Genomic DNA, 12,174 nt, shown 5'->3' with positions numbered 1-12,174 from the left:
GAGCTTGTTCCACACCCGCTAGCAAGACAAAGGCGCTTTGCCGCATGTACGCGCATCAAGAAAAGCATCGCTATAAGCTTTTGTTGCTTCAAACTGTTTCTGTGTTTGGACTGTGCCGATATATTTCTGAGATTGGCGATAGTTTTCTGCAAAAGCACTACTAATCTTAGCTACAGTGCCAAAACTATTGATGTAATGATTACTCTCAGCAGAGGAATGAAATTTAGCGACGATTTTTCCTAACTTAATAAAGCGATCGCAATTGAGCTTACCAGCTTTTAACAAATTACTGAACAAGTTTTCTTGAGGAAACTGACGCATTTTCAAGGCGTATTCTACAATATGGTCAGAGTTGCCAAGAACGAATCTGCGATCGCTACTACCGATCGGCATAACTTCTAAATATAGTTCGCGAGCTATTTTCTGGTTGAGTCTTAGCTCTTCATTTAAAAAAAATTTCCTTTTAGCTAGAGTCGAATAATCTAGAAAACCATAGTCAACATTTTTTTTTAGCTTATAGGTATATTCACCTGTCAAAAAGATATAGGAAGCATGAGTTTGAACTAGTTCAATGTTTTGCTCCACATCGTGAGGATAAAAATCAGGCTGCTGCATTCGAGCAATTAATTGGGAAATATCAACCATAACTAGAAAAGTTTTGCCAAAAATTAGAAAATAAATCAGTATAGCAATCGAATCATTGATTAGGACAAACGAAAACAAGGTTTACAATGAACCGTATAGATTATTAAAATTGTTATGACTATAAGTAGCGATCGCCCGAAGCTAATTAACTTTTATACTTCTCCCATCGGTAAAAAAATTATTACAGGCGTTACAGGCTTAGGTTTGTCTTTGTTTGTGCTAGTTCACATGACGGGGAATTTGACTTTATTAGCTAGTAGCGAGGCGTATAATCAGCTAGCGCATTTTCTCGAAAGTTTAGGCATTTTACTTTATGTTATTGAGTTTAGCTTATTAGGGTTGGCGATATTCCACGTAGTAGTTGGGATCAAAATTAGATTAAATACTTTGCAAGCAAGACCAATTGGATATAGCCAAATCAAAAGCGTAGGTGAGCCTAGCAAACAGTCTCTAAGTTCTCGCAGTATGCTGATTACTGGGGTTGTATTGCTAGGATTTTTAGTACTGCATCTAGCAACTTTTAAGTTTGGGATATATTACACAACCATTATTGATGGAGTTGAGATGCGTAACTTATCTCGTTTAGTCATTGAGAAATTTCACAATCCAGCCTATGCTTTCGGCTATGCGGGAGTGATGGTTATGCTAGCTTTCCATTTGCGTCACGGTATTTGGAGTGCTTGGCAATCAATTGGTGTGCTTAACTCTAAGATAAGTCCTTTTGTATATGCGATCGCCCTTATCTCAGCTATTTTAATCGCGACTGGTTTTGTAATCTTACCTTTGTCTATTTATTTTGATTTTGTCAATTGATAATTAGCGGCTAGAGAGAATTGATATTTCTCCCTAGCTTGAGATAAATATATCTGTTAGCTAACAGCGTCTTTTGCCGAATCAATTGTTTTTTCTACAGCATTTTGCACTTTATCTACTCTTTCTTTGACTTCGGGAGGCTGCTCGTCAGTAACTTTATCCATAGCTTCCTTGGCTTTCATGCCATACTCATCAGCCATTTTTTTGGATTTATCATCAGTACTCATAATTAGTATTTCCTGGAAATATTTTATATTTACTTTTCTGATTGTAAATAACTTTTATTTCTAACTAATCTACCAAAAGCAATAATTTTTCCCTGCTAATTAATCATTGATAATTGTTCATTGAATTAGCCGATGCTCGAACCTCGATAGCGCATTTTGCTTTTTAGCTCATTAAATTTGGCAAATTTAGGAATATCACCCTCATGTCCCATAACAATAACTGTATCTCCTGTTCTTAGCATAACGCTGCGATCGGGATTTTTAATTACGGTTTGATCCTCGCGACGGATAGCAACAATAATAAAAGTGCCTTTGCCTTGTACTTCTATTTGACCAACGCTTTTGTTTGCTAAAGGCGAACTTTTATTAATTACTAATTCATCAATTTGCACATTGATTTGACTCAGCAATTCATCAAGATAATGGCGATCGCCTTTACTTTTGAGAAAATCCGTAACAGTTGGACGAGTAATTAAATTTGCCATCCGCATCCCGCCAATAATAGCAGGTAAAACCACCCGATCTGCTCCTGCTAGCTTTAGTTTCTTTTCTGTGCTTGGTAACTCTCCTCGCGCCAGGATAATTAAACCTTTGTTCAAACCACGAGCCGTTAGGGTAATAAATACGTTAGCAGCATCATTTGGTAGGACTGTAGCCACGACTCTGGCTTTTTCAATGCCAGCAAATATCAGTAAATTTTCATCAGTAGCATTGCCCTGGGTAGCTAAGTAGCCCATCTGTTCAGCTTTGGCAACGCGATCGCTTTCTTGGTCTATAATAACGAACTTCTGGTGATCTTTAAGTAGCTGTTGAGCTATTATTTGCCCCATGCGCCCAAAACCGCAGATAATAGCGTGATTTTCTGAATGTTTTATATGTCTATCCTGGCGACGACTATCTAAAGCCTTATTAATTTCTCCTCCTGCAACCATCTGTACAAAACCTCCTACGATATAAACTGCCGATGTTGTTCCCGCCAAAATTACCATCATGGTAAAAATCTTTTCTGGTGGGGTTCTTAAAGGATGCACTTCCCCATAACCCACACCAAAAATGGTAATCACTACCATGTAAATTGAGTCTAATAACGTCCAACCAAATGAAACATAACCAATTACTGCTACTACCAGGGTGAGAACAAAAATAATCGTTCCCGTAAGAATGCGCTTAAATGACTCCTGCATACTTTACTTGCTGTCTTGAGAAGTCTTGACTAAATGGGAAATAGAACAAGAGCGGACTGTTATTCATCTAATCTCAGTATTAGACTTATGTTTTGTATTAAAAACTACTAACCTAGCTAAAAATAGAAGTTAACTTTAGCTAAGTTAGTTAAGCCTAAGTAAAAATCAGAATTTACAATAAAAGTAAACCTATAGCGAAATTTAGGGGTTAACGATGAGTAATTTTAATTTGACCGATGACTTAGCTTGGACACTTCAAGCACAGACAAAACTAAAAATGATTCCCTTTTTTGCTCGTCCCCAAGCACGCCAAAAAATTGAAGCGATGGCACGAGAAGCAAAATTAGAAGAAGTTACTGTCGAGATTGTAGAACAAGCTAGAGTTGAGTTTGGACAATAGCTCTTAAGTGTTGCTAATCTTATGTTATTTATTTCTCCTCATCCTTTATCTTTTATTCCTTACCCTTAACTCATCCCTTCAAAACTTGTTCTTAAATGCCGAGCGCGTCACAATGAAGAGAAGTATGTATACTTATATATTATTTTCTCGTGCAATCCTTTAAGAATGTTAGTTAAAAAGCAACCAGAAATTAGTTCGGCAGATTTAGCAGATTTAGACTGTGATTTAGCAATTGTCGGTGGTGGCATTGTCGGTGCAACTTTAGCAGCAGCTTTAAAAGATTCTGGCTTGAGGATAATTATTATCGAAGCTCGACCATTAGAGGTGGCAGCAGCAAAAACCCAAGCCTATGCTTTTTCTCCTCTATCTAGTCGTATTTATCAGGGCATTGGTATTTGGGACAAAATAGTGCCTTACATTGGCAAATACAGCAATATCAGCTTATCTGATGGGGATTATCCTCAACAGGTAAAGTTTGGCACCAAGGATTTTTCAGGAGAGTATTTGGGCTATGTAGCTCAACACAACATAGTTTTAACCGCTCTCCAAAAGCATCTTGTAGATTGCCCTAACCTTACTTGGCTTTGTCCTGGAGAAGTAACAAATGTCGTAACGGAGAAAACTTTTTCGCTCATAGAACTCAAAGTAAACCAGTCAAAACGTTTAATCAAAACTAAACTAGTAGTTGGAGCAGATGGAGCGCGATCGCACATTCGCAGTTTAGCAGGAATTAAAGCCCGTGGCTGGAAGTACTGGCAATCCTGCGTGGCGTTTACAATTAAGCATACTGCCTTAGAAAATAATACTGCCTTTGAACGTTTTTGGCCCAGTGGCCCAATGGGAGTGTTGCCTCTACCAGGAAACCGCTGTCAAATTGTCTGGACACATCCCCACGCAGAAGCAAAGGCTTTAGCAGAATTAAACGAGACAGATTTTTTAGCGAAACTACAAACCTATACAGGAGGAGTTTTAGGAGATTTGGAGCTAGTAGGCGATCGCCTTGTTTTTCCTGTACAGTTAATGCAGTGCGATCGCTATATTAGTTCTCGTCTTGCTTTAGTGGGAGATGCTGCTCACTGTTGTCATCCCGTTGGCGGACAGGGCTTAAATTTAGGTATTCGCGACGCGGCTAGTTTGGCACAGGTATTGCAGACTGCTCATCACCAAGGGCAAGATATTGGCGATCTCAAAGTTTTGCGACGCTATGAAGGCTGGCGAAAAATAGAAAATTTAGCTATTTTGGGCTTTACAGATTTATTAGACAGAATGTTTTCTAATAATTGGCTGCCTATGGTGGTATTTCGTCGTTTAGGATTATGGTCAATCAGCTATTTAAAACCATTGAAAATTTTTGCTTTAAAACTCATGACAGGTTTACTAGGCAAAACACCAAAGCTAGCTCAACGTTAACAGGCTTGGACGAATGGAGGACGCGGGCTGACTCGCCAAAAATATGTTTTATTTTGCTATTTTAAGGATTAATTATTTCTCATTCTTATCCAAAGTACCTTATCCTAGCTACATTGATCGATGAATTAACCTATGCCTTCTGGTAACACCCACGATCGAATTACTCTTTGGACTCTTCCTTGGATAGTTGGAATTAGTTACGGTTTAACCCGTAACAGCGGATTGACTCTAATTCTTTCTGGAGGATATTTGTTTAGTGGTTTAATGTTTGGTCCCGATTTAGATATTCGTTCTATACAATACAAACGCTGGGGCTTTTTGAAAGGGATCTGGATACCTTACCGTATGTTTTTCCGCCATCGCTCTTTATTTACTCACGGCCCGATAATTGGTACTTGTATTCGAGTTTTATATCTATTTATGGTTATTGCTTGGCTAGCTATTTTGCTGGTGGGAATTGCTCAGTTGTTTTGGGGTTTCCCTTGGAATTGGCATAAATTTGTGCTGGACAAGTCATATTTACTCACTCACAAATATTTAAAGGAAACTATGGCTCTACTTCTGGGCTTAGAGTTGGGTGCTATGAGCCATAGCATCAGCGATTTCATTAGTTCGCGTCACAAAAAACGTTTGCAGAAAAAGCAGGCAAAAACAGCTAAAATTACCCAAGTCAAACGATAACCTTTAATTCATTGCCTGGATGATGCTGAGTGCAAACAAAGTCCAGCCACATAAAGAGCCGAGCGCGAACATTAGCGATCGCCCGATGGGAATATTAAGAATGTAAAATACAGAATAAAGTAAACGGGCTACCAAAAAGGCGATCGCTGCAATTTTTGCCCAATCTGAATCTACCCTCGTAGCGTAAGCCATCAAAGCAGCCAAGCCATAAATAGTTAGGGCTTCAAAGCTATTCTGATGCGCCCAGGTTGCTCTTTGGGCAAAGGCAGGTAGTTTATCGAACATGGCGCGAGGTGCAGACTGATCGTATCCTGTCTGTAAACGTCCCCAAGCCACAACTAAAAATGGTGCGTACACCAAAATAACCGCCCCAACTATCGAATAAAGCAGAATTACGCTAACAGATAAATTCATAAGTTTATTTAAGCTATCTAATCAAAATAAAATAGGGTAACTATTTTACGTTGTTCTTCTGCTTCTTTACAGGTCTTTAAAAGAGTACCGCTATCGTGGAAAGCAAAACAAATTAATTGATCGCTGCGGGCAATAATTTCGCTATTACACATACCACTCGCCTCACCTAAAGATAAATGATCGTTACTAGAGTTTTCAATTAGGTGAATAACTTTTTCCAATTGTTTTTTTGATTCTCTAGGCTGACGGGATAGACTCTGGGGAAGAATTACCGTAAGTAAGTTGGCATCGGCGCGCATTGCACCTTTAATGGCTGCTGAGTTTGTCCCAATTGCTCCTGACGTTACTAGGCGATTACCTGCTAATACCAAAGCGTAGCTCATCATTTCGATTAGCTGTTGGTGCATCAGAGGTACATGACGAGAACCTAATAAAGCAATTCGTTTGGAATCAATCTGCTGAATAGCAGCTAACTCTTGGGTTAATGTATCGAGACTAGGATCGCTAATAGTTACGGTGTCTAATGGTTGTTGGCTCAATGAACAAATTTTTCACAACTTAATTTTACCGAAGGTAATTGTAACAAAATATTGTCGGGCAAAGGAAGACAGCTTGTGCAAAACTTTACGCTTGTGTAATTACTGATTATCTAGATGCTAAGTAGTTCCATTTAATTAAACATTAAACGCTCTACAGAAAATCACCTTGTTGACCTCGATTTTCCATATCTTTAATAAAAGACAAATAACATATAATTTATCTACCCAATTTATTGGGAATACCTTCACAACCCCCAGGTACAGTAGCTCTTGACTTTTCGCCACACCAAGCACATAGATAGTAACGTTGTTCTTCACTTAGTCGCTTAATTCCTGAAAGGTTGGCTTTTTCAACGACTATTCCCGTGTGTTTGCCTGTTTTATAGTCTGGTTGAGCAGTAATGCTACGAGGAGTCGAAGTTTCTACTGAACCATAAAACAAGCGAGTACTTTTCATATCTGCCCCAGCTAAATTAGCCTCGTAAAGCACAGTACGCGCAAGATTAGCTTTTACTAAGTCACAATGACTTAGATTGGCTCGAACCATATTAGCATCGCTCAAATCTGTCCAGCGCAGATCTTGTCCCACTAAATATGCGCCTGCTAGCATGACACCAAGGTCAACTACTCTAGTTCCATAGGGACGATCTTCAGCATATCCTCCACTCCCATCTAGTATTGCTCTGCCCAAACGATTATCTCTTTGAAGAGGAGTGAGTAAACGTGATTGAGACAAAAAGCGGATTACTTTTGATTTGCCATCTTCGTCAATGCTGGAGAGGATGGAAGCAGTTCTACCTTCGGCGATCGCTCTTTCTTGAGGCCAATCTTCTAGTAAACCTTCTTCATTTAAAGTTAGATCGGAGATTCCCTGAAAATAAGTGTCGATGGTTTGTTGTTGAGTAATACGGTTTTGTTGAATAGTTAGATCTTTAGAAATTACATATTGCGCCCAAGCTACATATACCGCCAGAATAGCAATTAAAATTTGCCCCAAGGCGCCGATCCAGTCAGCCCAAGAGCCAAATTCATCATATTTGAACTGAGTCAGCCATCTGCCAATATTTCTATAAATACCTAAATAATTGCATAACCCTGCGATCGCCAAAACAAAGCCAGTAAAAGCCAAAATGCTTCTTCTTTCTTGAATTGTTAAAAACTTTTTGATCCAACTTCTAACAGAATTAAAAACTACGCCCAAAGAAAGCAGCAAAGCAGCAATAGAACTAGTTATACCTAACCAGGGAAGCCCGAACCACAAGCCTAATCCCATGAGCAAAAGAGCAATGATAATTAACTGGGATTGGGAAAAGCTAATCTTGCGACCATTCTTCTTGGGAATTTGAGGTCTTGGCGTTACCGATGGTTCTGCTGATTCTGGTGTTACCAAAGATAAAGATTGTCCATCTATTTCTGTTTTAGTTTTTAGTTCCGTTATTTTTTCTAAATTATTATTGAGGGTAGAATCAGAACTTTCACTGTTCATCTGTTATGCAGTATTTTTTCAATAATCTATACAACCATCTTGCAGTATACTCAGTTGTTTTACCGATTATTAGCTTACCAAACTTTCTTTTGACCTGACCTTTTGTAAGGCTTTTTACCTCCACATTACCCTGCCAGCTAGCATTAAACATTGTTTCTATTACTAGCAGTTATTAGTTATAGTCATTTCAATTAATTTTTTTGTGGTCGAGGCAAAAACTCTACTACTGCTGGGCGAACAGAAATATTCATTTAGCTTTCCTTTATTTTCTTAAACAGTAATATGAGTAACATTTTATGAAAAAAACCGAGCGAGAAAAAATGCTGAATAACGAGTTGTATTTGGCAGCAGATGAAGAACTAACTGCAATGCGCTTCCACGCTCGTCAATTGCTCTATGACTTCAACTTTTCATCGCCTGATGAAGTAGATCGCCGTAAAGATATTGTTTTTAGTTTATTTGGCAATATTGGTTCAAATTTCACTATAGAGCTTCCTTTTTATGGCGATTATGGTTGTCATATTTTTGCTGGAGATAATTTATACATTAATTACGACTGCACAATTCTCGACTGCAATACGGTACATTTAGGCAATGATGTTTTACTCGCACCAAAGGTTCAAATTTATACGGCATATCATCCTACAAATCCTGAATTGAGATTATCAGGGAAGGAATTAGCAGCACCAGTTGTAATTGGCGATAATGTTTGGCTTGGCGGAGGGGTAATTGTGTGTCCTGGAGTAACAATTGGCTCGAATGTAACTGTCGGTGCGGGTAGTGTTGTAACTAAAGATATGCCGAGTAATGTGGTCGCAGCAGGTAATCCGTGCCGAGTGATCAAAAGGGTTTGATATTATTTAAAAAGCTGATTTTAATACACTTCCTTCTACCCGCAACGCTGCGCCATTAGTAGCAGAAACGAGAGGATTGGCAACGTAAGTAACTAGGTTTGCTACTTCCTCGGTCTCAATAAAACTCTGAATAATAGAGGTGGGACGATCTCTAGCAAAAAATTCTTTTTCTATCTCTTCAACGCAAAACCAACGGCGGCTAAGCACATAACTTTTGCCCTACTAGGCAAGTTTAGAGATTCGCGCTATCTACAGATTCTGGAGAACGCCCGTTAATTATCACTAAGGCACCTTCTGAGGCAAGGTTTTTGGCGATCGCCTTAGTTATGCTTAGAGAATTAGTATTGACAGGTGAAGATTGATTTTATACCTGTTGATTCCAAGATGGTATAAGCTCCATTTATAGGCAGAGCGATCGCACTTCCTGCTCTCAATCTATTTCTGCTCATTCTCTCTCCTGCTAGCGTTAATGGTTAGTTAACTGCTGTTTATATAGCTTTTCCTAGCAACTGCGTTAATTTACTCTTGTCAATCTCATATCTCATAGCTTCGTTATTGATGACAAATACTTGAAGATAAGTATCTTCGGGCAAAGTTCCTGGTAAATAATGCTCAACTAACATCATCTTATTAGGAAATAAATCGTAAAGATTGCTGACAAAATTAATTATTTCTTGAGTGACATTAGCGATTTTCTTACCAGGACGATTAGTAATATCTGTGGCAACAACTATGGCTTTTTCCCAGGTGACCCAATAAATGCGTATACGACACTTATTAGGTTGATCGTCGCCTTCTGACTCCCAAAAGAGAACTGTATCTATATTATCGGTCACGGTAACTCGAAATTATTTAATTTGTATAGCAAAGATAAACATTTGGTTTAAATAGCCAGTCTTTCACTTTGGCATAGTTTTTCAGGGATGTCTGACCTTTAGCGGACATAGCAATATCCAGGATAGACAATTTTGCCTCTTCTAGATATTGCTCGCACTAACCTGAAGAATATTGAGTATTAAATATATGTATAAATAATTACCAAGCCTTTGGACATAGGGACATTAATGAGTTGGGTGATTGATAGTTGAGATCGTTATCTCAATCAGTTGGAAAATAAGCTTTATCTTAAATAATTCCCAGAAAAAACTATGCTATACCATATTTATTGTAACTTTAAATAATATTCAGATTTTGGTGGATAAAAACACAGCTATTGAGCTTATAGAGCAATATTCTTCGGGGATAAGGCAATTTCATCAAGCACAACTTGAACAAGCAGATTTTAAGGAACAATTTTTGAGTCAAGTTGATTTTAAAGAAGCTAATCTTAATCGCGCCAACCTAAAAAATGCGGATTTGAGTGATGCAGATTTGAGTAAATCATCTTTAATCGACGCCGATTTAAGTAAAGCTCATCTTAGCCGTATAAATCTGGTAAATGCCAATCTTACCGAAGCAGACTTAAGTGAATCAATTCTTAATCGAGCAGATTTGAGTGGAGCTTGTTTAATCAATGCTCGTTTTACTTCAGCAGTTGCCATAGAAGCTAATTTTAGCAATGCTAATTTATCGGGAGCTAATTTAATCGCCGTAGATCTAAGCACTGCCAATCTTGCAGGAGCTTCTTATAATAACGATACCAGTTTCCCTGCTGATTTTGACCCCGTGAGCCGAGGAATGATTGGCGAGTGCAATGTTGAGAAATTAATTGCTCAGTTCGCTCATCTTTGTCAATGTAGTAATAAATATTTGGGAGGTACAATGACTGCCAAGTATTTTAATTCTTCTCGCCCAGATTTTGATTGGCTCAATCAGTTTGCGATCGATAAATCTAGTCAAGTATCTTTTCAAGGAGATTTAGCTGATTCAATAAGCTCTCAGCAACTACACTGGTTTCAAACTTGGATGGATTCTTTTGTTAAATCTTGCTCTCAAATAATCAAGGATTTTTCAAAACGAATTTAAGTTTTATTAATCAATTATTATAGTATTAATACCCATACTAGGCTTTAATTTTTATCGATAAAATATCAATTTTTGCTCAGAATAGTATCTAAAGATGCTGTTTAAAAAAACTCAATTTGCTCTCCCTTAGAAAATAAAATAGAGAAAACTTAACTGGTGTAAATTTTAGTAAAGCCAATCTTTGTGCAACTAAATTGATAGAAACAAATACTACTAAAGATGTCCAGAATAACTATTTTGGTTTTAAGAATAGATGAATTATTTTACTAAATAATGTTCTGCCACAATCAAATATTTTTTTACCCTAGCAAAATTATCCTAGATATTTATTTCCGTAGAAATGCAGGTGCAGTTTAAAATCTGCGTAATTAGAACACTTCATATACTTATAAATACAGAGGCAAAATCTAGTTTTTTGTTTTAGATTTAAGACTAAATAATTTAATTTAAAAAAACTATAGACTGCCTAATTAAATTAGTAGAGTATATAAAAATGGTTTCAACAACAACAAAGCCTGATAAAAAGCTGATTAATGAACATTTTCTTAAAAGCAAATTTCCCAAAAAACGCCAGCACTACAAGTTAGATAATTTTTTCTGTTTTCAAGGTGATACGGGCAAAATTATTGACTGGAATCAATCCCGCGATATTTTAGTAACCGAAGATTTTATTATTGGTCTTATCGAAGGCTTAGAACAAGAAATAGGTAGTGCTTCCTCAGTTGTAATGTACAATATTGGTGCGGAGTGGGGCAAAAGAGATGCCAAGTTTTTTAGTCAATGGTTTAAAGAAGAATTTGGTTACGAAAAAGGAATTAATCAACATATTCTTCCTTATGTATTAGAGGCTTGGTGGTGGCCATTTACTGCCCAAGGCTGGGGTAACTGGGATATAGATCTTAGCGACCAAAAAAATGGATTTTTGTTTATTAATATCTTCGATTCTGCTGTAGCTCGTACTTTAGGAGATGTGGGTAAACCAGTTTGTCATATCTATGCAGGTTTGTTTGCGGGTTTCTTTAGTAGTTTAATCAAAAAAGAATTAGACTGCATCGAAATTCAGTGCTATGCCATGGGTGAAACCTACTGTAAGTTTCTTTTAGGCAAGAAAGAAACTATCAATGCAGCTACCTTTTGGCAAAATGAAGGTGCTACCGCTAAAGATATTCAAACGCAGTTGCAAAACGGGGAATATCTTAAATGAGCAGTTCATGGCAGCATTTTTCTGTCCAAGAGTTTTGTAATCTGAGTAATTGGTCAGGTAAAGCTTTAGTAGATACGGTAGATACTAACGATATTTTTCAGGAAGTACCCTGGCTATGCCAGAAAATAGAAGACTTCTTTAGTCACAGCAACTGGAAAGGTGAACTAATGTCAGAAATTAGTCGCCCTGTTTTTTCTTTGACTTTAACCGTAGCCAGCTTTTTTCAACTTTTCCCTTGGGAAGCCGAATTCTGAAATTGCACCTTTACCTAAATTAAAATTAGAACCCATTCCAGAATCAGATTCGCCACCTAGTGATGAACTGAGATTAGATAATTTCACTAACTTATTTT

General features: G+C 37.6%; 16 protein-coding genes. 8 read left to right on the top strand and 8 right to left on the bottom strand.

Going from position 1 to position 12,174, the window contains the following annotated elements; genetic code table 11:
* Positions 1–18: 18 nt before the first annotated feature.
* Entirely contained in the window at positions 19–645 is a 627-nt protein-coding gene (locus SLP02_RS14755) for a hypothetical protein (RefSeq protein WP_319421432.1), read from the bottom strand.
* A gap of 114 nt (positions 646–759) precedes the next feature.
* On the opposite strand from SLP02_RS14755, the gene SLP02_RS14750 reads away from it, so the two are divergent.
* Positions 760–1,458, top strand: a complete 699-nt coding sequence (locus SLP02_RS14750; protein ID WP_319421431.1) for a succinate dehydrogenase cytochrome b subunit — start codon at positions 760–762, stop codon at positions 1,456–1,458.
* 56 nt (positions 1,459–1,514) lie between these two features.
* Here SLP02_RS14750 and SLP02_RS14745 read toward each other — a convergent pair whose 3' ends face one another.
* Positions 1,515–1,685 (bottom strand): CsbD family protein, encoded by a 171-nt coding sequence (locus tag SLP02_RS14745; RefSeq protein WP_319421430.1) that lies wholly within the window; start codon positions 1,683–1,685, stop codon positions 1,515–1,517.
* A gap of 125 nt (positions 1,686–1,810) precedes the next feature.
* On the bottom strand, positions 1,811–2,869 hold the full coding sequence (locus SLP02_RS14740; protein ID WP_319421429.1) for a potassium channel family protein: 1,059 nt from the start codon (positions 2,867–2,869) through the stop codon (positions 1,811–1,813).
* 214 nt (positions 2,870–3,083) lie between these two features.
* Between SLP02_RS14740 and SLP02_RS14735 the strand changes: the two genes are divergently transcribed.
* From SLP02_RS14735 to SLP02_RS14725, 3 genes are all read left to right on the top strand, one after another.
* On the top strand, positions 3,084–3,269 hold the full coding sequence (locus SLP02_RS14735) for a PCP reductase family protein (RefSeq protein WP_319421428.1): 186 nt from the start codon (positions 3,084–3,086) through the stop codon (positions 3,267–3,269).
* 165 nt (positions 3,270–3,434) lie between these two features.
* The gene (locus SLP02_RS14730) at positions 3,435–4,679 is read left to right on the top strand and encodes an FAD-dependent hydroxylase (protein WP_319421427.1); all 1,245 of its coding nucleotides are present in this window, start codon (positions 3,435–3,437) and stop codon (positions 4,677–4,679) included.
* Between the two features lie 132 nt (positions 4,680–4,811).
* Positions 4,812–5,360, top strand: coding sequence for a metal-binding protein (locus SLP02_RS14725; protein WP_319421426.1), 549 nt, complete (start codon positions 4,812–4,814; stop codon positions 5,358–5,360).
* 3 nt (positions 5,361–5,363) lie between these two features.
* Here SLP02_RS14725 and SLP02_RS14720 read toward each other — a convergent pair whose 3' ends face one another.
* From SLP02_RS14720 to SLP02_RS14710, 3 genes are all read right to left on the bottom strand, one after another.
* Complete coding sequence (locus SLP02_RS14720; protein WP_319421425.1) at positions 5,364–5,774, bottom strand: MAPEG family protein; 411 nt, start codon at positions 5,772–5,774, stop codon at positions 5,364–5,366.
* Positions 5,775–5,791: 17 nt separating this feature from the next.
* Positions 5,792–6,313 carry a DNA-processing protein DprA gene (locus SLP02_RS14715; RefSeq protein ID WP_319421424.1) on the bottom strand — a complete coding sequence of 174 codons (522 nt, stop codon included), beginning with the start codon at positions 6,311–6,313 and terminating at the stop codon, positions 5,792–5,794.
* 217 nt (positions 6,314–6,530) lie between these two features.
* Positions 6,531–7,799 carry a pentapeptide repeat-containing protein gene (locus tag SLP02_RS14710; RefSeq protein WP_319421423.1) on the bottom strand — a complete coding sequence of 423 codons (1,269 nt, stop codon included), beginning with the start codon at positions 7,797–7,799 and terminating at the stop codon, positions 6,531–6,533.
* Positions 7,800–8,095: 296 nt separating this feature from the next.
* On the opposite strand from SLP02_RS14710, the gene SLP02_RS14705 reads away from it, so the two are divergent.
* Entirely contained in the window at positions 8,096–8,653 is a 558-nt protein-coding gene (locus SLP02_RS14705) for a sugar O-acetyltransferase (protein ID WP_319421422.1), read from the top strand.
* Between the two features lie 6 nt (positions 8,654–8,659).
* Here SLP02_RS14705 and SLP02_RS14700 read toward each other — a convergent pair whose 3' ends face one another.
* Together SLP02_RS14700 and SLP02_RS14695 are read right to left on the bottom strand one after the other, a co-directional pair.
* Positions 8,660–8,860: a hypothetical protein gene (locus SLP02_RS14700; RefSeq protein ID WP_319421421.1), complete on the bottom strand. Its 201-nt coding sequence runs from the start codon at positions 8,858–8,860 to the stop codon at positions 8,660–8,662.
* 281 nt (positions 8,861–9,141) lie between these two features.
* Positions 9,142–9,489, bottom strand: coding sequence for a hypothetical protein (locus SLP02_RS14695; protein ID WP_319421420.1), 348 nt, complete (start codon positions 9,487–9,489; stop codon positions 9,142–9,144).
* Positions 9,490–9,847: 358 nt separating this feature from the next.
* Here SLP02_RS14695 and SLP02_RS14690 point away from each other — a divergent pair, with 358 nt between their 5' ends.
* The 3 genes from SLP02_RS14690 to SLP02_RS14680 all read left to right on the top strand — a co-directional run bounded on the left by SLP02_RS14690 (position 9,848) and on the right by SLP02_RS14680 (position 12,076).
* On the top strand, positions 9,848–10,618 hold the full coding sequence (locus SLP02_RS14690; protein WP_319421419.1) for a pentapeptide repeat-containing protein: 771 nt from the start codon (positions 9,848–9,850) through the stop codon (positions 10,616–10,618).
* Positions 10,619–11,111: 493 nt separating this feature from the next.
* Positions 11,112–11,822 (top strand): V4R domain-containing protein, encoded by a 711-nt coding sequence (locus SLP02_RS14685; RefSeq protein ID WP_319421418.1) that lies wholly within the window; start codon positions 11,112–11,114, stop codon positions 11,820–11,822.
* The gene (locus SLP02_RS14680; protein ID WP_319421417.1) at positions 11,819–12,076 is read left to right on the top strand and encodes a hypothetical protein; all 258 of its coding nucleotides are present in this window, start codon (positions 11,819–11,821) and stop codon (positions 12,074–12,076) included. Before SLP02_RS14685 ends, SLP02_RS14680 begins: the two co-directional genes overlap by 4 nt.
* Positions 12,077–12,174 lie beyond the last annotated feature (98 nt).

This window comes from Pleurocapsa sp. FMAR1 (assembly GCF_963665995.1).
Lineage (GTDB): Bacteria > Cyanobacteriota > Cyanobacteriia > Cyanobacteriales > Xenococcaceae > Waterburya.
This window is presented reverse-complemented; position numbering and strand designations above follow the sequence as displayed.